Origin of the sequence: Streptomyces sp. GS7, from assembly GCF_009834125.1 — a bacterium.
GTDB lineage: Bacteria > Actinomycetota > Actinomycetes > Streptomycetales > Streptomycetaceae > Streptomyces.
In genome coordinates this window covers 2,105,256-2,128,897 of the sequence record NZ_CP047146.1, presented here as the reverse complement: position 1 = coordinate 2,128,897, position 23,642 = coordinate 2,105,256, and the positions used below count along the sequence as shown (strand labels likewise).

Below are 23,642 nucleotides of genomic sequence, written 5' to 3'. Positions count from 1 at the left end.
CCACGTTCGCCACTCCTCGCTGTCAGGTGTCCCGCATCCGTACGCCGCGACCCTGACAGCGAATCCCGACACCCTCCGTCCGGATTTCCCGCCGGTTTCCTCGCCGGTTTCCTCGCCTGATGTCCCTCCGGCCCGCCGCCGCTCACGGCCGGAGGGCGCGCACGCTCCCGCCGTCCCGCAGCCGGCCGGCGACCTGTGCCCGGGCGTCCTGGGCGGCCGGTACGGCGAGCGTCGGCGCCTCGGCGCTGGCCCGGACGCCGCCCGTGACGTCGATACCGCCGACCTGGCTGCTGCCCGCCGCGAGCAGGTACCACTTCCCGGATTTCGCCTGCCAGTGGACATCGCTCAGGACGTGCCGGCCGAAGCGGCTGCACACCGCCGTGTCGACCGCCCGGCCGGTGATCCGCCCCGGGTCCCTCGGCCCGCCGGCGGGCGGCTGGAACTGGACCATGGCCCGGCCGGGTCCGCGCCAGGTGTCGGCACGGTTGCAGACCCAGGTCGCGGTGCCGGCGTTCTCCGGGAGGACCTGCTGTGCGTACGCCCAGCTGTTGACGGACCGTACGCCGGTGCCGCGCAGCGACCGCAGGGTGCAGGCGGTGCGGGCCCAGCTGTGCAGCGCGGCGGGACCGGTGGCCTCGCCCGAGCCGGCCCCGCCCGCGGACGGCGGCGGCAGGTACGTCAGATGCACCGGCGCGAGTTCGCCGAGGTCGGTCACCAGGAAGGAGCGGTTGTCGTCGATCCGCGGCGACGAGTGGAACTCGGCCGCCGGCCAGTGCCCGCAGGTCCCGCCCGCCTCGGGCGGAGTCGCGATGCGGTCGGTGACCCCGTCCGGGGCCAGGTGCAGCCCGTGCGGCGGGGCGTCCGGGGCGAGCAGGTCCCGCGTCGCCACCTCGGAGACCCACGGGGCGATCAGATAGCGCATCCACCCGTCGCCGCGGCCGATCACCAGCCCGGCACCCGAGGTGAGGTCCGCGTCGTCGACCCGGGCGAAGTGCAGGGTGGGCGAGGCGCCTTCGGGTTCGGCGTAGCGCACCAGCCGCTCGCCGTCGTGGAAGACGACCACCATGACGTTGTCGATCAGCCCCGCGTAGAGCAGCCGCGGCGGTTCGGCGGGCGGCCGGGTGGAGGTGCCGGGGGTCGTGGTGATCCGGGCGTCGGCGGGCAGCGCGGCCCACACCCGCAGCGCCCGCGCCAGCAGTTCCCTGTTGCCCGCCTCGCGGCCCCGCGGCGGCCAGGCCGTGAAGTCCACCCGCGAGGTCCTCGCCCACTGCTCGTTGGGGGCGCGCAGCAGCCGGCCGGGGTCCAGGGCCTGCCGGGCGGGGGTCGCGGCCCGGTCTCCCCCGGCACCGCCGGGCAGCGCCAGCGCGACCGCGCCCACCGCCAGGGCGGCCACCATCACGGCCGCCGCGCGCACCCGCTGACGGCGGCGCAGCAGATCCGTCGGCCGGGCCTGCACCGTGCAGGGGTCGAACTCCCCGGAGTTCAGCAGCGCCGCGGCCCGCGCCCCGGTCTGCCGGTCCAGTTGCCCGGCCGCCCGCAGCGCCGCGTCCGGGTCCGGGACCCCGGCCCGCTCCAGTACGGCGCGCGCCGCCTCCGCGTCCAGCCCCTCCAGGTGCCACAGTCCCAGGGCGGCCCGTACCGGCGCCGGAACGGCCGACAGCGCCTGGTCCAGGGCGAGTTCGTCGGCGCCGCCGGCGCGCGGGAAGAGCCGCAGCCCCCAGACGAACGGCACCGGCGGCAGCAGGACGGCGAGCCCCTGGCGGTTCTCGTACGCCAGCGCCAGCTCCAGGGTCCGCCGGCGCACCAGGTCGTAGCCGGCCCCGGCTTCTGCGCCGCGCTGGGCGGGCAGCGCACCGGCCGGGCGGCGCAGTCCGGGCCGCGGCAGCGCCCGCTGCACCAGGCCGTGCGCGGTCAGCACCTTGCGGTGGCGGCCCATTGACGGTGGCAGTACGAGATAGGCGAGGCGGACGAGCCGTGGGTAGTGCTCGACGATGGCCGCCTCGGCGCGTTCGACGTCGGCCCGGGTTCGTTCGTCCATGGGCATGGCTGGAAAGCGCCCTTCGCGAAATTGGGGAGTGCTGTGGGGGATCTGGAGGATCTGCCGTCGTTGCAAGCCGCACAACGAGGGAAGCTTGGCACGGTCACCCGGCGGATCCCCGCTCCCGACACCACGGTTCACCGGACCGTGCAGCACCCCGCAGCATCCGGGGGACTCCGCGTGCGGGCCGGGTCGGCAGGGCGGATCATGGAGCGGTGATGGACGAGATGGAGTTCTGGGAACTGGTCGACGGTTCCCGCGAGGCCGGCGGGGGCGACCCCGAGGAGCAGGCCGACGCCCTGGTCGAGCGGCTGCTCGGACTCGACCCGGACGACGTCGTGGACTTCGCCCGCCACTTCGAGTCCCGCTACAACCGGGCGTACGCCTGGGACCTGTGGGCCGCCGCCGCGCTGCTGCTGGACGGCGCGAGCGACGACGTCTTCGACTACTTCCGCTGCTGGCTGATCGGCCAGGGGCGGGAGGTCTTCGAGGGCGCGCTGCACGACCCGGACCACCTCGCCCACCTGCTGGACGACTTCGACGAGGAGGTGGACGGCGACGCCGAGGAGCTGGGCTACGCGGCCGACGAGGCGTACGAGCAGCTGACCGGCACCGTGATGCCCGAGCTGGGCCTGCCCCCGGCGCCGCCCGAACCCGTCGGCACGTACGTGGACTTCGAGGACGACGCGGCGCTGGCCGAGCGATTCCCCCGCCTCTGGGAACGCTTCCGGGGCTAGTGGGCCGGCTCGCTGCGCGCCGGTCGCCGACTGCGGGCAGTATGGCCCCATGCGCATCGCGATCACCGGCTCGACCGGTCTCATCGGCACGGCCCTCGTACGGTCCCTGCGCGCGGACGGCCACGACGTCGTCCGGCTCGTCCGCCGGGCGCCGCGCGCGGCCGGCGAGGTGCGCTGGGACCCCGAGGGACAGCAGGTCGACACCGCCGGGCTGGCCGGCTGCGAGGCGGTGGTCCACCTCGCCGGGGCGGGCGTCGCCGACCACCGCTGGACCGCCGCGTACAAGCAGCGGATCCGCGACAGCCGGGTGCACGGCACACGGACCCTGGCCACCGCGCTGGCCTCGATGGACACCCCGCCGCGGGTCTTCGTCTCCGGCAGCGCGATCGGCTACTACGGCGACACCGGCGACCGGCGCACGGACGAGAGCGGGCCGGCCGGCCGCGGCTTCCTGCCGGAGGTCTGCGTGGACTGGGAGGACGCCGCCCGGCCCGCCGCGGACGCCGGCATCCGGACGGTCTTCGCCCGTACCGGACTCGTCGTGGCGGGCTCGGGCGGCGCCTGGGGACGGCTGTTCCCGATCTTCCGGCTGGGGCTGGGCGGCCGGCTCGGCGACGGCAGCCAGTACTGGAGCTTCATCTCCCTCCAGGACCACATCGCGGCGCTGCGCCACCTCGTCACCACCGAGGAGCTCTCCGGCCCGGTCAACCTCACCGCGCCCGAGCCGGTCACCAACCGCGAGGTGACGGCGGTGATGGGCCATGTCCTGCACCGCCCCACGCTCTTCACCGTCCCGGCACCGGCGCTGCGGCTCGTGCTGGGCGAGTTCGCCGAGGACGTCCTGGGCAGTCAGCGGATCGTCCCGCGACGGCTGCTGGACTCCGGTTTCGGCTTCGCGCACCCGCGGATCATCGACGCCGTGCGGGCCGCACAGCAGTCGTAGGAGCGGCCGTACGGACCTCGTGGCGCAGGGCGCGCCGGTGCGCCCCCGGGGCGCCCCTGTCGGCCGGCCCGCCGCCTCCCTACGGTCCTCGGACAGACCGCTCGGCATCCCCGGCGGCAGCACCGGGCATGAGAACGGGTGCGCCGCCGCTGGGACCGACATCGGGAGGGGCATGTGCTGCGCACCGCATCGGCCGTGGACGTCGTCATCGTGGGAGCCGGCCCGGCCGGTCTCGCCGCCGCCCGCCATCTGACCGGGGCCGGAGTCTCGGTCACCGTCCTGGAGGCCGGGCCACGGGTCGGCGGCCGGTCCGCCACCGACGAGCTCGACGGCTTCCGGCTGGACCGCTGCGGCCGTCCGCTGGCCGTCTCCCCGGTGGCGCTGCGCCGTACGCCGGGGCTGGGCGAGCTGGCGCTGCGCCCGTTCGCGTCCGGGCTGGCCCTCCACAACGGCCAGCGGTCGCAGCGGATCAGCCCGCTGCGGTGCACAAGGGGCGCACTGTCCGCAGCGCGCGCCCTCTCGCGCGCCGACCGCCGCACGGACCGGGCCGCCGCCGCTGCCCCGTCCGCCGACCGCTCCGTCTGCGACGCGCTGGCCGGCCGCCCGGCCTTCCCGCCGCGCACCCACGACACGTTCCTGCGACCGCTGCTGCGCGCGCTGCTGTGCGATCCGCGGCTGCGGGTCTCCAGCCGGGGGGCCGCCCAGGTGCTGCGCGCCTTCGCGGAGGGGCGGCTGGCGCTGCCGGCCGGCGGCGCCTCGGCCGTCCCGGAACTGCTGGCGGCCGGTCTGCCGCCCGGTACGGTCCGGACGTCCGTCCAGGTCACCTCCGTCGCCACCAACGGCGTCAGCACCCGCGAGCACGGGCGGATACCCTGCCGGGCGGTACTGGTGGCGACCGGCGCGCGCGACGCCGCCGAACTGCTGCCGGGGCTGCGGCTGCCCGCCTTCCACCCGGTGACCGTGCTGCACCACACCGCGGGCGTCCCCGCCGGGACCCGCGGCGCGCCCGGTCGCGACACCGCGCTGATCCTGCCGACGGACGGCCCCATCGGCTTCAGCTACCTCGCCGGCGCGATCGACCCGTCCCGTACGCCGCCGGGCCGGACACTGATCACCACCGCCGTGCTGGGCCCCGCCGCGTCGCTGCCGGTCTCCGTCCTCGACAAGACCGTACGGCCGCAGCTCGACCGGATCCACGGCGCCCGGACCGACGACTGGCAGCTGCTGACGGCCCATCACAACCCGTACGCGGTACCGGCGATGCCCGCGCCGCACGACCCGCAGCGCACCGTGCGGGTACTGGCCGGGCTCTACGTCTGCGGCGACCACCGCGACACCAGCACCCTCCAGGGCGCCCTCCGCTCCGGCCGCCGCGCCGCCCGCGCACTGCTCCAGGACTTCGGCCTCCCCGCCCACCCGGCACCGGACCCCGTCGGGGCGGCGGCATAGGGCCCCGAGCGAGCCCCGGTCCGCCGCCCGGCCGTCCGCGACGGCGTGGGTCGGCGTGGTCAACCCAGCGCCGCCACCCGGTCCCGGTACCCGCGCACCGCCGCCGCGTCCCGGTACGGCTCCAGGCGGCGCTCGAAGTCCCGGACGTACTCATGGGCCCGCACGGAGCGCATCTCGGACGCCTGGAGGGCCGCCTCGGCGCCCAGAGTGCACGCCTGCTCCAGCTCGCCCAGGCCCAGCCGCGCGGTGGCCAGCACCACCCGGCAGAAGAGCCGGCTGCGGGCGAAGCCGGCGGCGCGCAGCTGGAGGGAGCGCTCGGCGTGCTGGGAGGCCGCGCGGTACTGCTGGAGATCGCGGTGGCAGTGCGCCAGCTCGTCGGCGAGCTGGGACTCGTCGAAGAACCGCGCCCAGTACGGGGTCTCGTCGCCGGGGCGGGCGCTCTCCAGGGCGCGTTCGGCGCGGGCCAGCGCGGCGGTGCAGGCCCGGACCTCGTTCAGGATGCCGTGACCGCGCGCCTCGGCGGCGTGCAGCAGGGCCTGGACGGTGGGCGGGGCACCGCTGCCGATGCCCTGCTGGGCGACCCGCGCCAGTTGGACGGCCTCCCTGCCGTGGCCCAGATAAACGGCCTGCCGGCTCATCGTCACCAGGACGTAGGAGCCGTACGCCCGGTCGCCGGCGGCCTGGGACAGCCGCAGGGCCTGGACGAAGTACCGCTGCGCCAGCCCGTGCGCGGCGATGTCGTACGAGGTCCAGCCGGCCAGCCGGGTCAGGTCGGCGGCGGCGGCGAACAGCCGCCGGCCGGTGGCCTCCCCGTACGTGCCGCGGAGCATCGGCTCGGCCTCGTGCTCCAGATACCGCACCAGGGCCTGCCGGGCGTGGCCGCCGCCGTAGGCGTGGTCGAGGGCGCGGAACAGCTCGCCGACCGAGCGCAGCGCCGCGATGTCCCCGGAGGAGACCCGGCCGCCCTGGGTGCGGTCGACGCGGTCGGCCCCCCGCTGCCGGGGCACCGAGATCCGGCCACCCTGGAGGGGCACCCGGTCCACGCCGTCGGCGGTCGGCTCCCCGTGCGCGACGCGCTCGTCGGGGCGGCCGATCAGCCAGTCCCGGCTGGGCACCACCAGCCCGGCCGGGGTGAAGGCGATCTTGCGGAGTTCGGCGTGGCTGCCGGAGTCCTTGCGCCACAGCCCGCTGACGATGTCCACCGCCTCGCTGGGGGTCGAGGCGAATTCGAGCCCGGCGTACACCGGCGCGCAGGCGTCCAGGCCGAGGTCCTGCGCGGACAGCCGGCGCCCCAGCCGGCGGGTGAACACCTCCGCGATCAGTGCCGGGGTGGTGCCTCTCGGCTGCTGGCCGCGCAGCCAGCGGGTCACCGAGGTCTTGTCGTAGCGCAGGTCGAGGCCGTGCTCGATACCGAGCTGATCAACCCGTCTGGCCAGCCCTGCGTTGGAGAAGCCCGCCTCGGCGATGAGCGCGGCGAGCTGGCGGTTGGGCGTGTGGTGCGGGGGTCGTTCCGTCATCAGCTTTACCGGTCTCCTGCCTTCCGGGCCGGGCCGCCGGGCTCGACTGACCTTGTCCGGCATGCTCTTCGCCCTTGTGGAACGGCGTGAATGTAACGGCCTTCGGCGCCGTTCTCGCGGCCTGCGCCCCGCGTTCATCCGATCGTGTGAGCAGGGCACGGGCGCGTCAGCGGACGGGCGGCGCACCGGCCGCCTGCGGGGGGCGCGCACGGCGGCCGTACAGTTGCAGAGGCGCAGGAGGCACCGGAAGTGCATCAGAAGTGGCATCAAACGTCGCAGTGAACTGCGACAGAGGTTCGAAGAGGAGCTGCCGTGGCTGCGATCTCTCGGGGGGAGACCCCCGCACCCGAGGGGCTGCGTTTTGTGCATCTGGGCTTCGGGGCGGACGCCGTCGAGTATGAGTCGGCGTGGCAGGAGCAGCGGCGGATCCACGCCGCCCGGTTCGCCGACGAGGTCCCCGACACCTGTCTCCTCCTGGAACACCAGGCCGTCTACACGGCGGGCCGGCGCACCTCCGACGACGAGCGCCCGCTGGACGGCACCCCGGTCGTCGACGTGGACCGCGGCGGGAAGATCACCTGGCACGGCCCCGGCCAGCTGGTGGGCTACCCCATCCAGAAGCTGCCGCGCCCGGTCGACGTGGTCGCGCACGTCCGCCGCCTGGAGGAGGCGCTGATCCGGGTCTGCGCCGAGTTCGGCGTCGAGGCCACCCGGGTCGAGGGCCGCAGCGGCGTATGGGTCCTGGGCGACGCCATCGGCGCGGCCGAGGAGCGGGCCGCGCTGGGCGGCCTCCAGCTGGACTTCGACCCGCGGACCGGCGACGAGCTCTTCGACCCGCGTCTGAACGGCCCCGAGTACGCGCCGTCCAACGCCGGCCAGCGCCGCGAGGACCGCAAGCTCGCCGCGATCGGCATCCGCGTCGCCAAGGGCGTCACCATGCACGGCTTCGCGCTGAACGTGAACCCGGACAACACCTCGTTCGACAAGATCGTGCCGTGCGGCATCCGGGACGCCGGGGTCGCCTCGCTCGCCGGCGAGCTGGGCCGCGAGATCACCATCGCCGAGGTCCTGCCGGTCGTCGAGCACCACCTGCGGGACGTCCTGGAGAACGCCGAGCTCCTCCCCCGCGCCGTCTGAGCCCGCCCCCCAGCCCGCCCCCACCCCGCGGCCACCGCCGCGGGAATGCCGCCCTCCCCTCCGAGGTTGGCACTGCACCACCCGCACGTGGAAATGCGTGCGATTTGACGGGCGTACCCTGGTGTACGCCGAAGAATCGAAGTTGTTAGGGAGCCGACGTGTCCGCAGTCGCACCCGACGGTCAGTCAATGCCGAAGCCCGACGGCCGGCGATTGCTGCGCCTTGAGGTCCGCAACAGCCAGACCCCCATCGAGCGCAAGCCCGAGTGGATCAAGACCCGGGCCAAAATGGGCCCTGAGTACAACCACCTCCAGGGCCTGGTCAAGAGTGAGGGACTGCACACGGTCTGCCAGGAGGCGGGCTGTCCCAACATCTTCGAGTGCTGGGAGGACCGCGAGGCGACCTTCCTCATCGGCGGCGACCAGTGCACCCGCCGCTGCGACTTCTGCCAGATCGACACCGGCAAGCCGCAGGCACTGGACCGCGACGAGCCCCGCCGGGTCGCCGAGTCCGTGCAGACCATGGGCCTGAAGTACGCCACGATCACCGGCGTCGCCCGCGACGACCTGGAGGACGGCGGCGCCTGGCTCTACGCCGAGACCGTCCGGCAGATCCACGCCGCGATGCCCGACACCGGCGTCGAGCTGCTGATCCCCGACTTCAACGCGGTCCCCGAGCAGCTCGCCGAGGTCTTCTCCTCCCGTCCGGAGGTGCTGGCCCACAACGTCGAGACGGTCCCGCGGATCTTCAAGCGGATCCGCCCCGGCTTCCGCTACGAGCGGTCGCTGGAGGTCATCACCAAGTCCCGCGAGGCCGGTCTGGTCACCAAGTCCAACCTGATCCTGGGCATGGGCGAGACCCGCGAGGAGATCAGCCAGGCGCTCCAGGACCTCCACGACGCGGGCTGCGAGCTGATCACGATCACCCAGTACCTCCGCCCGTCGGTGCGCCACCACCCCATCGAGCGCTGGGTCAAGCCCGCCGAGTTCGTGGAGCTCAAGGAGGAGGCCGAGGAGATCGGCTACGCCGGCGTCATGTCCGGCCCGCTGGTCCGCTCCTCGTACCGGGCCGGCCGCCTCTACCAGCAGGCCGTCGAGCGGCGCGAGGTCGAGGCGTCCAGTCAGGCGGTTTGAGGCGCCCGGCGCGCCATCTTGTGAAACGTGGCACATGCTGTGAGGACGCGGCCCGCACTCCCCCAGGCTGGAGGGCGTGGGGCCGCGTCAACGTTTCATAGGTGTTTGACCGGCAGGTCATCCGTTGGTAACACCCTTCAGTGACGATGGATGCACGCACCGCAAGACACCTCCCACACGTACTGCTCCTGCCCGTCCGACCGTCAGAGGGAGACCATCACCATGGAGGCCGCGCAGCTCCGCGCCACCGCCCGCCCCATCCCCTCCGTCACCGGTGCACTGCGTGCCGTCGAGGCCGTGCTGCTGGCCGGCGGCCAACGCACCGCCCGCCGCAACGCCTGGACGTCGGTCCTGGAGGACCGCCGCCGCGCCAAGGACCGGACCGACGCCCAGTACGTACTGGAGGCCGCGGCGACCCGTCGTCCGCACGCCACGTAAACTTCGCTGTATGGCGAGGAAGGCAAACTCAGACGGCGCTGCCGGCGCTGAGAACCCCGGGCGGCTGAAGCAGATCGCCCTGACCTACAAGATGACCCGTCGGGTCGACTCCAAGGTCGGTCTAGTCGTCGCTGGCGTGGGCATCGTCGTATTCGGCGTTCTCCTCGCCATCGGCTTCGTGATCGGCCACCCCATCTACGCAGGCGTCCTGGGCTTCGTCCTGGCCTTCCTCGCGATGGCGATCGTCTTCGGACGGCGCGCCGAGCGGGCGGCCTTCGGGCAGATGGAAGGCCAGCCCGGCGCGGCGGCGGCGGTCCTGGAGAACGTCGGCCGCGGCTGGACGATCACCCCGGCGGTCGCGATGAACCGCAGCCAGGACGTGGTCCACCGGGCCGTCGGCAAGGCCGGCATCGTGCTGGTCGGCGAGGGCAACCCGAACCGGCTGCGCGGCCTGCTGGCCGCCGAGAAGAAGCGGATGGCGCGCACCGTCGCCGACGCCCCGGTGCACGACGTCATCGTCGGCGACGGCGAGGGCCAGGTCCCGCTCAAGAAGCTGCGGACCCACCTGCTCAAGCTGCCGCGCGTCCTGCCGGGCGCCCAGGTCACCGCGGTCAACGACCGGCTGCGCGCACTTGGCGACCTGATGAGCAACATGCCGGTGCCGAAGGGCCCGATTCCTGGACGTGGCATGCGAGGACGCTCGCCGCGAGGATGACCCCCGGCTTCACCTCTCCCGTCATACGCAATGGCGGGAGAGGCCAGCGCGGCGCGGCAGGAACACCCTCCACGCCCTCCAGGGCCTCCATGACGCGCGCCCACCGGCCACAGGCCACCCAGCGCGCCTCCAGTGCCCAATGAGTCCCGTAGAGCCGTACTCAGCGTTCAACTCGGACCAGGCGGCTCCAGTCCGGGCCTTCTTCAGAAACGCCTCAAGAATCGTTCTGGGCGCGAGTCCGCCCTTCTGACGGGGACTCCGCCTGCCACACCTCCAGCTCGGCCCGTTCCTTCTTCAAGGACTCAAGAGCTTCGACTGACGACTTGATGGCCTTGTCGACAGAAGCCTCGGCCTCTGCTCCCTGGGCCCCGCCTTAGCAGCCTTCTTGGCTGCGACGGCCATCATGATGTCGACGAATGCTGACCACGGAGCAGCCGATCCGGCCCTCCGCATCGGCGTCGGAGTCGTCGAGCAGGCGCTGGACACCGTCCGGTCGGAGCTGCCCGACCTACTCCGACAGCGTCCATCCGTTCCTCTTCAGTGGCGCCAGCAGCCAACGCAGGCAATCCAGCGCCCGCTCACGTGGCTCGTCACCTCATCAGTGCTCAGGCACACCAACGAGGCTCAATCCCGTCCGTCACGCCATATACGGTTGCGGCTCCAGTACTCCGGGGAACTGGGCCTTGATGTCCCTGACCTCGCGGATTTCCTGCGCCTTGGCGTTGTAGAAGCAGTACTGCTCGCCCTTGAACATCCACAGGCGCTCCCAGTTCTCGAACCCGAAGGCGTCCAGGCCCTTCTGGAAGGCGGGCGGAAGCTTGGTGAACTGCTGCTTCAGCAGATTCTCCGACCGAACCTCATTGTCCTTGGCGTTGTAGAACACGATCCTCTCGCCCTTGACAAACCACATACGCTCCCAGCTCTCCCACCCGAGCGCATCGACCCCCTTCTTGAAGTCGTCCGGCAGCCTGGTGAACTGGTCCTTGATCTTCCGTGACTCGCGAACCTCCTGCGCCTTGGCGTTGTAGAAGCAGTACTGGTCACCCTTGAAGAACCACAGGCGCTCCCAGTTCTCGAACCCGAAGGCATCGATGCCGTTCTGGAACGACTGAGGAATCGCAGTGAACATGTCTCCGATCTTCTTGCGGTCCCGGACAGTCCCCTGCTTGCCGTTATAGAAGATGCATTCCTGCTCGACGAAGAACCACATGCGCTCCCAGTTCTCCCAGCCGAGCGCGTCGACCTTGCTGGCCATCGAAACCTCCCTAGTAGTCGAGGTGATCGGATCGGCTGAGACGCCGACTCCGCATTGGGTAGTTCTCACACTTCCCGACCATCCACATTCGCGGATTCGGTGATCTTGACTCGGCTGGCGTAGAGAAAATTCGGAGATTGGTTCGACTTGCAACCATCGACCACCGAGGCGACATTGATGCGCTCATGACTTCTTGGCGCGTCCTCAGGGCAACCGATAGGCATCCACGCGGCTACCCCTCCGGCACAACACAGCCCCCGCCATCGACACCAGGTCGGGACGGGGGCCGAGGTACGTTGACCTTCTTCGTCATTTCCCCAGGTCAGGGGCTATACGCGCAGAGTGAGCGGAAGAGCCACCTGGGAGAACGCCGCCGAAGGGCCCGATGTCGAAGGGCATGCGCATGCCCAAGGGCGGCGGCAAGACGCGCTGACCGCGCGCGACGCGCCGGAAATACGGTGAAGCCCCGGAGGCTGGCTCCGGGGCTTCACCGTATCCGGGTATACAGCCGCATCCGGGCATCCAGCCGTATCCGGGAGAAGAGCACTTCGCCGTATCCCGGTGAGCCGCATCCAGGAGAGAAGCCGGGCAGCTACCCGCCGCTCCCCCTCCTCCAGCACCGACGGCTCCCACGACCTGCGACCTGCGACGGGAACCGCATGCGGCATACGGCACACCGCACACGGCCAACCGAGCCGGCGATCAGGCGATCAGCACCGCGCCCACGGATCAGATCCGCACCTGCACGGAACGGCTCAGCCGGTCGTGCAGCCCCCGCCCGTCCCGGTCCCAGACCACGGCCGGGATAACGACGACGAGCAGCAGCGTGCGCAGCAGCACCCGCGGCAGCGAGATCCGGCCGCCACCCTCGGCGACCACCCGCAGGCCCAGCAGCCGCTTGCCCGGTGTGAAGCCGACCGTGCCGACCGTCAGCACGCTGAGCACGGCGAACACCACCAGCGCCCAGTTGCTCGCCGACTGCGTCTTGCCGCCGCTGAGCAGCCCGTACGCGATGAGCAGGCACAGCGCCCAGTCGATGAAGAGCGCGCCGAGGCGGCGGCCGACCCGCGCGATCGAGCCCGGCCCCTCCTCGGGCAGCCCGAGGCGCTGCCCGCGGTAACCGAAGTCGACGCCCATGTCCTCGGCTGCCGCACGGGGCCCGGAGATCCACGATCCCATTGCTTGCCTGTTGTCCACCCGTCCACGGTACTGCGACCGCATACGTTCCCTCCGCGGAGGGCTGCCGTGGGCCTCGCACACCGGCTCGACGGGGCTCCGAGGGCGCACACTGGGAGACGGGGGCGACAGCGCGCCGGTTAACCTCGGCGAAACAAATGGGTCATGCTTGGGAAATCCCGCCTGCCTATGGTCGGGCAAGCGCGCCACCGCACATGGACGCGCTCCGAGTAGCAACCCCGGGTCCGCCGGCCGGCCGACCGGGCTAGGAGGAGTTGGATGTTCCAGAACGCCGACGACGCGAAGAAGTTCATCGCGGATGAGGACGTGAAGTTCGTCGACGTCCGTTTCTGCGACCTGCCGGGCGTGATGCAGCACTTCACGATCCCCGCTGCGGCGTTCGACCCGGACGAGGAGCTGGCGTTCGACGGTTCGTCGATCCGCGGCTTCCAGGCGATCCACGAGTCGGACATGGCGCTGCGCCCGGACCTGTCGACGGCCCGCCTGGACCCGTTCCGCCAGGAGAAGCACCTCAACATCAACTTCTTCATCCACGACCCGATCACGGGCGAGCAGTACAGCCGCGACCCGCGCAACATCGCCAAGAAGGCCGAGGCGTACCTCGCCTCCACCGGCATCGCGGACACCGCGTACTTCGGCCCCGAGGCGGAGTTCTACGTCTTCGACTCGGTCCGCTTCGAGACCTCCGCGAACCAGGGCTTCTACCACATCGACTCCGAGGCCGGCGCCTGGAACACCGGCGCCCGCGAGGACAACCGCGGCTACAAGGTCCGCTACAAGGGCGGCTACTTCCCGGCCCCGCCGGTCGACCACTTCGCCGACCTGCGTGCCGAGATCTCCCTGGAGCTGGAGAAGTCCGGCCTCCAGGTCGAGCGCCAGCACCACGAGGTCGGCACCGCCGGCCAGGCGGAGATCAACTACAAGTTCAACACCCTGCTCGCCGCCGCCGACGACCTGATGCAGTTCAAGTACATCGTCAAGAACGTCGCCTGGCGCAACGGCAAGACCGCCACCTTCATGCCCAAGCCGATCTTCGGCGACAACGGCTCCGGCATGCACGTCCACCAGTCCCTGTGGCAGGGTGGCGCGCCCCTCTTCTACGACGAGCAGGGCTACGCGGGCCTCTCGGACACCGCCCGCTACTACATCGGCGGCATCCTCAAGCACGCCCCCTCGCTCCTGGCGTTCACCAACCCCACGGTGAACTCCTACCACCGCCTGGTCCCCGGCTTCGAGGCCCCGGTCAACCTGGTCTACTCGCAGCGCAACCGCTCCGCCGCCATGCGCATCCCGATCACGGGCTCCAACCCCAAGGCCAAGCGCGTCGAGTTCCGCGCCCCGGACCCGTCCTCGAACCCGTACCTCGCGTTCTCGGCCCTCCTCCTGGCCGGCCTGGACGGCGTCAAGAACAAGATCGAGCCCGCCGAGCCCATCGACAAGGACCTCTACGAGCTCGCCCCCGAAGAGCACGCGGGCGTCCCCCAGGTCCCGACCTCGCTCCCCGCCGTCCTCGACGCCCTTGAGGCCGACAACGAGTACCTCCAGCAGGGCGGTGTCTTCACCTCCGACCTGATCGAGACCTGGATCGACTACAAGCGCACCAACGAGATCGCCCCGATCCAGCTCCGGCCGCACCCGCACGAGTTCGAGCTGTACTTCGACATCTAAGAACGCCACAGGTCAGAGCGGGTTTCCGCTCTCCTGGGCCGTCTCTGGGCCGTCGGCCGCGTACTCCCTTCCGGGGAGGCGCGGCCGGCGGCTCTTTTCGTGCTGGTGGTGGAGGGGCAGGTGGCCTGGCGGGGACCGTCGGGCCGTGTGGAGGGGTGAAAGTCCGTACGGCTGCGGGGCTTTGGGGGCGGTTCTCGGGTGGTTGCGTGCTGCCGCCGGGGTGGCGGGTCAGTGGGTGGGCGGCTGGGCGTAGGGCGGGAGGGGTGGTTCGGGGAGTTGGGGGAGCGTGGGGGCGGTGGACCTGATGAGGAGGGCGGCGGCCAGGCCGGCGAGGAGGGTGATGCCGACCGAGCACCACAGGGTGGTGGTGTAGCCGCCCAGCGTTGCCCTGGTGAGGTGTGCCGCCAGCTGTGGTGGCACTCCTCGCGGGTTGAGGATCCGGCCGTTCCGGGCCGCGTCGGCGAAGCCCTGCCCGAGGCCGGGTACCCGTTCCATGCGGGCGGCGATGGCCGAGGACAGGACGCTGCCGAACAGCGCGGTGCCGAGCGCCCCGCCGACCTGGTTGGCCGTGCTGGTCACCGCCGCGCCCCCGCCGGAGTCCTGCGCGGCGAGGCCGGCCGTGGCGAGGGAGAGGAGCGGCATCAGGGCCATGCCGAGGCCGAGGCCGGTGAGGAGCATGCCCGGCAGGGGCAGGGTGGCGTACCCGCTGTCGGGCGTGAGGAGGGACAGGAGCGCCAGACCGAGCGCGGTGAGCAGCAGGCCCGGCACGATCAGGTTGCGCGGTGCGGTGCGGTGCAGCAGGCGGGCGGAGATCTGGGTGGAGCCGATGACGATGGCGACGGCCGTGGGCAGGATCGCCACGGCGGCCTGGCTCGGGGAGTAGCCGCGGATGTTCTGCAGGTACCCCGTCAGGGTCGGGAAGAGGGCGAGCGTGCCGACGCCGGCCAGGAAGAGTGTGACGAAGGAGCCGGCGCGGGCGCGGTCCCTGATGGCGTACGGGGGCAGGAGCGCGGTGGCCGCGCTGGTCTGCCACCAGAAGAAGGCGGTCAGCAGGGCGGTGCCGAGCGCGAGCAGCGCCAGCACCAGGAGGTCGGTCCAGCCGCGCGAACCCGTCTGCTGGAAGCCGTAGATGAGGGCGGCGATGCCGCCGGAGCCGAGCAGCAGGCCGGGGGCGTCGAAGCGGGGGCCGGTGTGGACGGGGCGGTCGTGGACCAGGGTGGCCGCGCCGATCACGGCGATCAGGGCGAGGGGGACGTCGGCGAACAGGCACCAGCGCCAGCTCAGGGACACCAGCAGCCAGCCGCCGGCGAACAGGCCCACCGACGAGCCGCCGACGGCGATCGCGGCGTAGATCCCGAAGGCCCTGCCGCGGGCCTTCGGCTCGGGGAAGTCGGCCGCCACCAGGGCCAGTGCGGCCGGCGACAGCAGCGCGGCGAAGACGCCTTGCAGGGCGCGGGCCGCGACCAGCATGCCGGAGGAGACGGCCAGGCCGCCGAACGCGGCGGCCACCGCGAAACCGGACAGGCCGATGACCAGCATCCGTTTGCGGCCCACCAGGTCCGCGAGGTGCCCACCGAGCAGCAGCAGCCCGCCGAAGGCCAGTTCATAGCCGGCGAACAGCCACTTCAGGTCGGTGGCGCGGAGGTGCAGATCAGCCATGATCGCCGGCATCGCCATGTGCAGGGACGTGGCGTCGAGCAGCACGATCAGCTGCACGAGGGCGGCCACCGCCAGGCCCCACCAGCGCATACGGTGCGGGACCGACGAGTCCTGGGCGGGCGGTGGGGACCAACCCGCGGGCGGTGGGGACCAGGCCGCGGGCGGTGGGGACCAGGCCGCGGGCGGTGCGGGCGGAGCCGCGGACCAGGTGGGGGTGGCCATGCCCGGGGGCGGTCCGAATCCCTGCGGGGGGACGGCGTGCGCCGGGGCGGTGGGCGCGTACGCGGGCGGCGGGGGTGCCGTCGGCTGCGGCTGTGGCTGCGCGGAGGGGATGCGCGGGTCCGCGACGGGCGTCGGCGCGTCGGCGGGCGCGGAACCGGGTGTGCCGGCGGTCGTCTCGGGGGCGAAGTCCAGCAACTTCGCCGCGTGACGGCCGAGTTGGGCCAGGACGGCGCCCGGCAGCCATTCCCCGTCCGCGTCCGTGTCCGCGTCCCCGTGCGCGTCGGCCGCCGTGCGGGCGGCGACCTGCTGGAGGGTGGGCCGCTCGGCCGGGTTCTTGTCGAGGCACTGGCGGACGAGGTCGAGCAGCGGCTCCGGTACGCCGGTCAGGTTCGGCTCCTCCTCGGCGACCCGGAAGAGGTGGGCGTTCAGCCCGGTCTCCGCGGCGCCGAAGAGCAGGCGTCCGGTGGCGGCGTAGACGAGCACGGCGCCCAGGCAGAACACGTCGCTGGCGGGGGTGAGTTCGAGACCGCGCACCTGCTCGGGCGACATGAAACCGGGGGAACCGATCAGCATGCCGGTGCGGGTGTGCAGGCTGTCCCCGGCGAGGCTGTCCATGGCCCGCGCGATACCGAAGTCGATCACGCGCGGCCCGTCCACCGTCACCAGCACGTTGGACGGCTTGAGGTCCCGGTGGATCAGGCCCGCCCCGTGCACCGCCTGCAGGGCCAGGGCGAGGCGGTTGGCCAGCACCCGCACGGAGTTGTCGGGCAGCGGCCCGAAGTCGTTCGCCACCACCGTGGTCAGGTCGGGCCCCGGGATGTACTGGGTCGCCACCCAGGGCACGGCGGCCTCGGTGTCGGCGTCGAGAACGGCCGCCGTCCAGGAACCGCCCACCTTCCGCGCGGCCGCCACCTCACGGGCGAAGCGCCCGCGGAACTCCGGGTGTTGTGCGTGCTCGGCCTGGACGACCTTCACCGCGACGGTCCGCCCGGCCTCGGAACGGCCCAGATAGACCAGGCCCATACCGCCGGCGCCCAGGCGGGCGATCAGGCGGTACGGGCCTATGTGCGTCGGGTCTGAGGAGATCAACTGGTCCACGGGGGAAAGGTAATCCACGGCGCGGGCCGCGGTGTCGGATTCCGCGCTTCCTCGTCGTCCTTCCTTCCGTGGAGTCCCGGACTCCGCATCGCCGCACCGCCGGAGGGCTGACCGGCCGCACCGCCGCCCCTGCGCCGCCGCCCGAGGGCGGCCGTGGGGCCGGGGTGGACACCTACCGGCCCGGGGCGTGGGGAGCCCCGGGCCGGCGGCGATCGGCAGGTGTCAGCAGTTGTCGTAGATCAGGGCGCGGACCAGGCGGCAGGTGGTGTCGGAGGGGCGGTGGACGCCGATGGCGAGGGCGGTGGTGCGGATCTTGCCGTTGGTGGCGTGCTCGGGGCGGTAGACGCCGGTGTCGAGCAGGGCTATCGCCAGGCGCATCGCCTTCAGGCGGCGGTTGTGGGATTCGTACCGCTCACGGGGCCATCCGGCGGGGAGCGGTTTCCTGGGCAGCGGGTGGGTCGGGAGAGGCTTCGTCATGAGTGCGGCTGCGGCCATCCGGCAGACCTCCTGGAGCGTTGAGAACCCTCACTTACTGGTTCCCATTTTACCGCCGGGCACTGACAAAAGCCGCTGGCCAGGCGGGATTTGAGGGCCGCGGGCGGCGGTGGCGCGGGCGGGTTTCAGGGGGCCGTCGCGGCCGTCGCGCGCAGGCGCTTCCTGTCGGGCTTGCCCACCGGGGTCAGCGGGATGGCGTCCAGGACGTGGACCGCGGCGGGGGCGTACAGGGCGCCCTTGTGCGCGGTGACGTAGGCGCGGAGGGCGGACAGCGAGACCTCGTCGGCGGAGTGGCCGGGGGCGGGGACGATCGCGGCGTGCACCTCCTCGGCGTCGTCGGGGGTGCGGACTCCGTAGACGGCGGAGTGGGCGACGGCGGGGTGGGCGTGGAGGAGGTCCTCGATCTCCGCGGGATGGACGTGGCCGCCCACGACGATGATGACGTCCTTGAGGCGGTCGACGAGGTAGAGGCGGCCCTCGGCGTCCAGGTGGCCGACGTCGCCGGTGCGCACCCAGCCGTCGCGCAGGACCTGCGCGGTGAGTTCGGGCTGCTTCCAGTAGCCGGACATCGCCCCGGTGGAGCGCACGTGGACCTCGCCGGGCTCTCCCGGCGGCAGGTCCCGGCCGTCCGCGTCGCGGATGGCGAGGGTGACGCCGGGCAGCGGGCGGCCGACGGTCATCGGGCCGTCGGCGGCGAGGGCGGTGTGGTCCGCGGGGCCCGCCTCGGTGATCGACATCGCCTCGGACTGGCCGTACCACCCGTAGAGGACCGGCCCGAAGACCTCCGCCGCGCGACGCATCCGGGACGGGGAGGCGACGCAGCCCCCGTAGGTGATGCGGGTGAGGGAAGCGAGGTCCGTGGTGGGGAGGGTGGGGTCGTCGAGGAGGCGGTAGAGGAGCGGGGGCAGCAGCCAGAGGTGGGTGATGCGCTCGCGGGCGATGGCGGCCAGGACGGCGGTGGGGTCGAAGCGGCGGTGGAGGACGACGCTGCCGCCTGCCGCGAGGGTGATGTCGGCCATGATGCCCGCCAGGTGGGCGAGCGAGGTGCAGGCCAGGAGGCGGGGCGGGTCGCCGGCGCCTTCCAGGCGGAGGCCGCCGAGCATCCCGGCGAACGGCGCGTGGGCCATCCGGACTCCCTTGGGGATACCGGTCGTTCCGCCGGTGTGGCGGATGCACCAGTCGTCCTCGGGGCGGGCGGCGGCGGCCACGGTGGGGGTGGCGGGGAGCGCGGCACAGGCGGCGAGGAGGTCGGGGCCGAGGGGCGCCCGGTCGCCGGGCGTATCGGGAGCGGAGCCCGGGGCCTGCTCCCCTGAGGGGCCGGGCAGCGGGCCGAGGGTCATGGCCCGGGGGCGGGGGCCGGTGAGATGGCCGAGCAGGGCGCGGGCGGTGTCGCACAGCGCCGGGTCGACCACCAGCAGCGCGGTCTCCACGCTCTCGGCGATACGGGCCAGGGTCTCCGCGGCCATGCCGTCGTAGAGGAACACCACCCGTGCGCCGATGAGGTTGGCGGCGTACCGGGCGGCGAGCACCTCCGGGAGGTTGCCGCTGAGGAGGGAGACGGTGTCGCCGCGGCCGATGCCGTGGCCGGCGAGGACGGCGGCCATGCGGTGCACGGTGGCGTGTAAGGCGCCGGCGGTGACGTCGGGGCGACCGTCGGCGGGGGTGAGGACGGCGCGGGCCGGGTCGCGGGCGAGGGACCCCAGGACGATGTCGACGTAGCTGGTGAAGGCGGGGGCGGGGGCCGGGCCGGCTGCCATGCGGGGCTCCTTCGGTGCGGGCGGAGAGGGGCGGGTGCGGCCGGGGCGGGTACCGGTGGACGGGGCCCGTGTGCGGGCGGCCTCCGGCGCCTCCGGCGGCAGGCCGGTGCGTTCCTGCCTTGCAACATGACCAGTATCGCCATGTGGTGAGGGCTGGTGGGGCATGGGGTGGCCCGGGGCCCCGCCCGGCGGCGAGCCGAGCCTGCCGGCACCCGCCGCACTTACGGGCGGGTGCCGCGCCGCGGGCAGGCCGGCAGACCGGCAGGCGCCAATTCGGCGGCGGTGTACGGGAGTTCGGAAAGGCCGGTTGATATATGGTGAATTCCCGTGGAATGAGAGGATGCCCGACTGGGTAACCTGCGGTTCACATACGGGCAACGGACGGGAAACGGCCTGTTGCGAGAGTGCAGCGGTACGCCCGCACGCGTACCCGCACCGACCCGTATAAGAGGACCCCGTGACCATCAAGGCCGAGTACATCTGGATCGACGGCACCCAGCCGACCGCCAAGCTCCGTTCCAAGACCAAGATCCTGGCGGACGGTTCCACGCTCCCGCGGTGGGGGTTCGACGGGTCCAGCACCAATCAGGCCGAAGGCCACTCTTCGGACCTCGTGCTGGAGCCGGTGTTCAGCTGCCCGGACCCGATCCGCGGCGGTGACCACCTGCTGGTGCTGTGCGAGGTGCTGAACACCGACCTCACGCCGCACTCCTCCAACACCCGGGCCCTGCTGCGCCCGGTGGCGGAGCGGTTCGCCGCGCAGGAGCCGATCTTCGGCATCGAGCAGGAGTACACCTTCCTCAAGGGCGAGCGCCCGCTGGGCTTCCCCGAGGGCGGCTTCCCGGCCCCGCAGGGCGGCTACTACTGCGGTGTCGGCGCCGGCGAGATCTTCGGCCGGGAGATCGTCGAGAAGCACCTCGACCTGTGCCTGGCGGCCGGCCTCGGCCTGTCCGGCATCAACGCCGAGGTCATGCCCGGCCAGTGGGAGTTCCAGGTGGGCGCGCTGCCGCCGCTGGAGGTCGCGGACCACATGTGGGTGGCGCGCTGGCTGCTGCACCGTACGGCCGAGGAGTTCGGCGTCTCCGCGTCGCTGGACGCCAAGCCGGCCCGGGGCGACTGGAACGGCGCGGGCGCGCACACCAACTTCTCCACCCGCGCGATGCGCGAGGGCTACGACGCGATCATCACCGCCTGCGAGGCGCTGGGCGCGGACGGCAAGCCGCTGGAGCACGTCCGCGAGTACGGCACCGGTATCGAGGAGCGGCTGACCGGCGCCCACGAGACCGCCCCCTGGGACCAGTACTCCTACGGCCCCTCCGACCGCGGCGCCTCGGTGCGCATCCCGTGGCAGGTCGAGGTCGAGAAGAAGGGCTACATCGAGGACCGGCGGCCGAACGCGAACGTGGACCCCTACGTGGTGACGCGGCTGATCGTGGACACCTGCTGCACGGAGCTGGAGCGCCGCGAGCAGGTGTGACGCCCGCGCCCGAACCGCGGTGGCGCAGGCGTGAGATGGGGCCGGACCCGGCGGGTCCGGCCCCGTCGCATGCCCGCACCACCCGGCGCCGGTCGGTCGCCGGTCGCGGGCGCGCGGGGCCGGCTGTCAGTGGCGGGTGGCACGCTGGGGTCATGCTTGCGATCACCGCCAAGACCGAGAGCGGGCCGGCCGTCGCGCGGCCGACCGCGGACCAACTGACCGCCCTGCTGCGGCGGATCGGCGCCGAGGACGACCACTTCGTCGTCGTCGAGCGGCTGCCCGACGAGGACCAGGTGTTCGTGCAGACCTGGCGGGAGGGCGACGGGCCGTTCGCCGTGGAGTTCCGCGACGGCGGCCCGGACCGGCACTTCACGGCCGAGACCGCCGACGCCGACGAGGTGATAGCGGTCTTCCTGGCGTGGGCGCGCGGCGCCGAGACCTGGCGCACGGCGCTCGACTGGCGCCCGGCGGACCTGTATTCCACGCCCGGTCTGGACCCGGAGACCCGCGAGCAGGCCGAGGAGCAGGCCCTTGAGGACATCCGGTCCGGCTTCTGGACGTTCGAGGACGTCGTGCAGGGCGTGTGCGACGCCTTCGATCCCGAGGAGACGCCGGTCACCCGGGACGAGGCGCGGCGGATCGTCGCGGCCGTGTGGGAGCGGCGGCTGGCCGAGCAGGCGGAGTGGCCCGAGGTGACCGACGCCGACCGGGTCGAGCGGGCGTTCACCGCGCTGGACGCGCAGGGGCTCACCGCCCGGATGCACTTCACCTGCTGCAGCAACTGCGCGCTCGGCGAGATCGGCGCCGAGCGCGCCGAGGCCGACCGCGGCTTCGTCTTCTTCCACCAGCAGGACACCGCCGCCGCGGCCGGGGGACACGGTCTTTCGGTGCGGTACGGCGCGTACGAGGATGGCGGGGCGGACCGCGCCGAGGTCGGGCGGACGGTGGCGGACGCGCTGACCGGCGTCGGTCTGACGGTGGAGTGGGACGGCGATCCGGACACGGTCGTCGAGATCACCCCGCTGGACTGGCGCAGGCGACTGCCGGCGGGGAACTGAGCGGAGCGGAGGGACCGGCGTGGGGACGCGGGGGCGAGCGGTGCGGCGCGGGGCGCTGCCGTGGGCGGCACCGCTGTATGTGGGGGTGGTGCAGCTCGGGGCGTATGCCACCGGCCGGCTGCCGGGACGGCGGCGTGCGGAGCTGCTGCGCGCGCACTCCACCAATGTCGCCAACCTGCGGGCCGGCCGGTGGGGCACCCTCGCCACCAGCGCGGCGTTCGTGGAGGAGCCGCTGCCGGCGGTGTACGGCGCGGCGCTGCTGGCCACCCTCGGTACGGCCGAGGTCCGTTGGGGCGCCGGGCGCGCCGCGGGGGTGTTCGCGGCCGGGCACGTCGGCGCCAGCCTGCTGGTGTACGCGGGCCTGCGCGCCCGGCGGGGCTCCTGCTCCGGCGGCACCGCGCGGGCCGTCGACGTCGGGGCGAGCTACGGCTTCTGTGCCACGCTCGGCGCCCTCGCGGCGACGGTCCCGCACCGGGGCGCGCGGCTGGCGGCGGTCGGCGCACTGCTGGTGCCGGCCGCGGTGCCGGTGGTCCGCCGCGGCCGGACGTTCACGGACGCGGGGCATCTGGCGGCGCTGGCGCTCGGGATGGCGATGGGCGCCACCGGGATCGCGGGGGCGGATTTCGGCCACCGCGCACGGCGCCTCGGGGCGGCCCTGAGGGGCAACTCCGGTGCGGGGAAGGGCAGTCGGGTGCGGGACCTGGCCGGTCCCGCGGGTGGTGCGGCCGGCGTGCGGCGGGATCGCGTCACCGCGGAGGTGGTGTGAAGGACAGAACAACGGCTGTCTGGTTCAATAGGTCCATGGCCAGCCTTACCGACACCGCGACGGGTCGCAGCGACCTTGAGCCTTTCTGGCCGTCCCGGCAGGCGCACGCTTTCGACCGTCTGTGTTGCCGCGCGCACTGAGCGCGGGCCCGCACCTCTCCTCCCGACACCGCTGACCGGTGTCTCCAGCCCTGCCCGCGCGCACGACGTCCCCCGACGATCCCCTGCGCGAAAGAGCTGACTTCCGATGACGAATCTCCGTACCGTTCCCGCCGGTTCCGCCACGGCCGCCGTTCCGCACCCGCCGCACCAGCGCCACCGGCTGCGCGCGGTGCCCTCCGACGAAGCCACCGCCGGGAGCACCGCCCGCCCGGCCGCCGCCCCGGGTGCCGCGGCGCCGCGCCACAGTGCGCAGCAGGTCGCCGAGCTGCTGAACTCCGGCGCCACCTGGCTCCCGGCGCCGGAACACAGCCTGCCCGCGCTGCCCGGCCAGCCGCCGATGGTCGGCTACCTCGTCCTCGTCCCGGCCGAGGCGGCCCCCGCCCCACAGCCGCCCGCCGACCCCGCACCGCCGGGGTGGACCGGCGACGAGACCGTACGGATCGACCCCGAGCGGCGGACCGCGCAGGTCCGGGGCCGGCAACTGGACCTGACGTACCTCGAATTCGAGCTGCTGGCCCATCTGGTCGCGCATCCGCACCGGGTGCACACCCGCGACCAGCTGGTGACCACGGTGTGGGGGTACGGGCATGTCGGCGACGGGCGCACCGTCGACGTCCATGTCGCCCGGCTGCGGCGGAAGCTGGGCGCCGAGCACCGGTCGTCGATCGTGACGGTGCGGCGGGTCGGGTACAAGTACGTGCCAAGCGCCTAGGCGCGGCGGC

The 23,642-nt window shown here is 73.0% G+C and carries 19 protein-coding genes and 1 pseudogene; 12 read left to right on the top strand and 8 right to left on the bottom strand.

Translation table 11 applies throughout. From position 1 onward, the window contains the following. Positions 1-142 precede the first annotated feature (142 nt). Positions 143-2,038, bottom strand: a complete 1,896-nt coding sequence (locus GR130_RS09170; protein ID WP_159504232.1) for a hypothetical protein — start codon at positions 2,036-2,038, stop codon at positions 143-145. 218 nt (positions 2,039-2,256) lie between these two features. On the opposite strand from GR130_RS09170, the gene GR130_RS09165 reads away from it, so the two are divergent. The 3 genes from GR130_RS09165 to GR130_RS09155 all read left to right on the top strand — a co-directional run bounded on the left by GR130_RS09165 (position 2,257) and on the right by GR130_RS09155 (position 5,167). Then, the gene (locus tag GR130_RS09165; protein ID WP_159504231.1) at positions 2,257-2,775 is read left to right on the top strand and encodes a DUF4240 domain-containing protein; all 519 of its coding nucleotides are present in this window, start codon (positions 2,257-2,259) and stop codon (positions 2,773-2,775) included. Between the two features lie 49 nt (positions 2,776-2,824). After that, entirely contained in the window at positions 2,825-3,718 is an 894-nt protein-coding gene (locus GR130_RS09160; protein WP_159504230.1) for a TIGR01777 family oxidoreductase, read from the top strand. Positions 3,719-3,892: 174 nt separating this feature from the next. Further along, the gene (locus GR130_RS09155; protein ID WP_159504229.1) at positions 3,893-5,167 is read left to right on the top strand and encodes an FAD-dependent oxidoreductase; all 1,275 of its coding nucleotides are present in this window, start codon (positions 3,893-3,895) and stop codon (positions 5,165-5,167) included. Between the two features lie 59 nt (positions 5,168-5,226). On the opposite strand, the gene GR130_RS09150 is transcribed toward GR130_RS09155, so the two are convergent. Beyond that, on the bottom strand, positions 5,227-6,684 hold the full coding sequence (locus GR130_RS09150) for a regulator (protein ID WP_159504228.1): 1,458 nt from the start codon (positions 6,682-6,684) through the stop codon (positions 5,227-5,229). Between the two features lie 312 nt (positions 6,685-6,996). Between GR130_RS09150 and lipB the strand changes: the two genes are divergently transcribed. The 4 genes from lipB to GR130_RS09130 all read left to right on the top strand — a co-directional run bounded on the left by lipB (position 6,997) and on the right by GR130_RS09130 (position 10,107). Further along, positions 6,997-7,821, top strand: a complete 825-nt coding sequence (gene lipB / locus GR130_RS09145) for a lipoyl(octanoyl) transferase LipB (protein WP_236572959.1) — start codon at positions 6,997-6,999, stop codon at positions 7,819-7,821. A gap of 188 nt (positions 7,822-8,009) precedes the next feature. Further along, positions 8,010-8,954 carry a lipoyl synthase gene (lipA, locus tag GR130_RS09140; RefSeq protein ID WP_159504227.1) on the top strand — a complete coding sequence of 315 codons (945 nt, stop codon included), beginning with the start codon at positions 8,010-8,012 and terminating at the stop codon, positions 8,952-8,954. Positions 8,955-9,176: 222 nt separating this feature from the next. Next, positions 9,177-9,392, top strand: a complete 216-nt coding sequence (locus GR130_RS09135; protein ID WP_159509851.1) for an SCO2195 family GlnR-regulated protein — start codon at positions 9,177-9,179, stop codon at positions 9,390-9,392. A 10-nt stretch (positions 9,393-9,402) separates the two neighbouring features. Beyond that, entirely contained in the window at positions 9,403-10,107 is a 705-nt protein-coding gene (locus GR130_RS09130; RefSeq protein ID WP_159504226.1) for a DUF4191 domain-containing protein, read from the top strand. Between the two features lie 445 nt (positions 10,108-10,552). Here GR130_RS09130 and GR130_RS41785 read toward each other — a convergent pair. The 3 genes and pseudogenes from GR130_RS41785 to GR130_RS09120 form a co-directional block, all read right to left on the bottom strand. Further along, positions 10,553-10,696, bottom strand: a pseudogene (locus GR130_RS41785) (IS701 family transposase); the annotation flags it as partial. 48 nt (positions 10,697-10,744) lie between these two features. Next, positions 10,745-11,362: a hypothetical protein gene (locus tag GR130_RS09125; RefSeq protein WP_159504225.1), complete on the bottom strand. Its 618-nt coding sequence runs from the start codon at positions 11,360-11,362 to the stop codon at positions 10,745-10,747. A gap of 729 nt (positions 11,363-12,091) precedes the next feature. After that, positions 12,092-12,559 (bottom strand): RDD family protein, encoded by a 468-nt coding sequence (locus tag GR130_RS09120; protein ID WP_201304846.1) that lies wholly within the window; start codon positions 12,557-12,559, stop codon positions 12,092-12,094. A gap of 258 nt (positions 12,560-12,817) precedes the next feature. On the opposite strand from GR130_RS09120, the gene glnA reads away from it, so the two are divergent. Continuing rightward, a complete protein-coding gene (gene glnA / locus GR130_RS09115) occupies positions 12,818-14,227 on the top strand; it encodes a type I glutamate--ammonia ligase (protein ID WP_159504224.1) in 1,410 nt (469 codons plus the stop codon). A 228-nt stretch (positions 14,228-14,455) separates the two neighbouring features. On the opposite strand, the gene GR130_RS41540 is transcribed toward glnA, so the two are convergent. The 3 genes from GR130_RS41540 to GR130_RS09100 form a co-directional block, all read right to left on the bottom strand. Further along, a complete protein-coding gene (locus GR130_RS41540; protein ID WP_159504223.1) occupies positions 14,456-17,206 on the bottom strand; it encodes an MDR family MFS transporter in 2,751 nt (916 codons plus the stop codon). Between the two features lie 222 nt (positions 17,207-17,428). Then, positions 17,429-17,701 carry a hypothetical protein gene (locus GR130_RS09105; RefSeq protein ID WP_159504222.1) on the bottom strand — a complete coding sequence of 91 codons (273 nt, stop codon included), beginning with the start codon at positions 17,699-17,701 and terminating at the stop codon, positions 17,429-17,431. Between the two features lie 125 nt (positions 17,702-17,826). Continuing rightward, the gene (locus tag GR130_RS09100; RefSeq protein ID WP_159504221.1) at positions 17,827-19,458 is read right to left on the bottom strand and encodes an AMP-binding protein; all 1,632 of its coding nucleotides are present in this window, start codon (positions 19,456-19,458) and stop codon (positions 17,827-17,829) included. A 457-nt stretch (positions 19,459-19,915) separates the two neighbouring features. Between GR130_RS09100 and glnII the strand changes: the two genes are divergently transcribed. From glnII to GR130_RS09080, 4 genes are all read left to right on the top strand, one after another. Then, positions 19,916-20,935: a glutamine synthetase gene (gene glnII, locus GR130_RS09095; RefSeq protein ID WP_159504220.1), complete on the top strand. Its 1,020-nt coding sequence runs from the start codon at positions 19,916-19,918 to the stop codon at positions 20,933-20,935. Positions 20,936-21,087: 152 nt separating this feature from the next. Beyond that, a complete protein-coding gene (locus GR130_RS09090) occupies positions 21,088-21,993 on the top strand; it encodes a DUF6891 domain-containing protein (protein WP_159504219.1) in 906 nt (301 codons plus the stop codon). 19 nt (positions 21,994-22,012) lie between these two features. Next, positions 22,013-22,759, top strand: a complete 747-nt coding sequence (locus GR130_RS09085) for a rhomboid-like protein (protein WP_236572958.1) — start codon at positions 22,013-22,015, stop codon at positions 22,757-22,759. 246 nt (positions 22,760-23,005) lie between these two features. Further along, positions 23,006-23,632: a winged helix-turn-helix domain-containing protein gene (locus tag GR130_RS09080; RefSeq protein ID WP_159504218.1), complete on the top strand. Its 627-nt coding sequence runs from the start codon at positions 23,006-23,008 to the stop codon at positions 23,630-23,632. The last annotated feature ends 10 nt before the right edge of the window (positions 23,633-23,642 follow it).

What these genes read in the sequence shown, in the direction of transcription:
- GR130_RS09130 (WP_159504226.1), top strand. Translation starts at nt 9,403, where the DNA reads ATGGCGAGGAAGGCAAACTCAGACGGCGCTGCCGGCGCTGAGAACCCC.
- GR130_RS09170 (WP_159504232.1), bottom strand. Translation starts at nt 2,038, where the DNA reads ATGGACGAACGAACCCGGGCCGACGTCGAACGCGCCGAGGCGGCCATC.
- GR130_RS09165 (WP_159504231.1), top strand. Translation starts at nt 2,257, where the DNA reads ATGGACGAGATGGAGTTCTGGGAACTGGTCGACGGTTCCCGCGAGGCC.
- glnA (WP_159504224.1), top strand. Translation starts at nt 12,818, where the DNA reads ATGTTCCAGAACGCCGACGACGCGAAGAAGTTCATCGCGGATGAGGAC.
- GR130_RS09090 (WP_159504219.1), top strand. Translation starts at nt 21,088, where the DNA reads ATGCTTGCGATCACCGCCAAGACCGAGAGCGGGCCGGCCGTCGCGCGG.
- GR130_RS09100 (WP_159504221.1), bottom strand. Translation starts at nt 19,458, where the DNA reads ATGGCAGCCGGCCCGGCCCCCGCCCCCGCCTTCACCAGCTACGTCGAC.
- lipA (WP_159504227.1), top strand. Translation starts at nt 8,010, where the DNA reads ATGCCGAAGCCCGACGGCCGGCGATTGCTGCGCCTTGAGGTCCGCAAC.
- GR130_RS09105 (WP_159504222.1), bottom strand. Translation starts at nt 17,701, where the DNA reads ATGGCCGCAGCCGCACTCATGACGAAGCCTCTCCCGACCCACCCGCTG.
- GR130_RS09080 (WP_159504218.1), top strand. Translation starts at nt 23,006, where the DNA reads ATGACGAATCTCCGTACCGTTCCCGCCGGTTCCGCCACGGCCGCCGTT.
- GR130_RS09160 (WP_159504230.1), top strand. Translation starts at nt 2,825, where the DNA reads ATGCGCATCGCGATCACCGGCTCGACCGGTCTCATCGGCACGGCCCTC.
- GR130_RS09135 (WP_159509851.1), top strand. Translation starts at nt 9,177, where the DNA reads ATGGAGGCCGCGCAGCTCCGCGCCACCGCCCGCCCCATCCCCTCCGTC.
- GR130_RS09125 (WP_159504225.1), bottom strand. Translation starts at nt 11,362, where the DNA reads ATGGCCAGCAAGGTCGACGCGCTCGGCTGGGAGAACTGGGAGCGCATG.
- GR130_RS09150 (WP_159504228.1), bottom strand. Translation starts at nt 6,684, where the DNA reads ATGACGGAACGACCCCCGCACCACACGCCCAACCGCCAGCTCGCCGCG.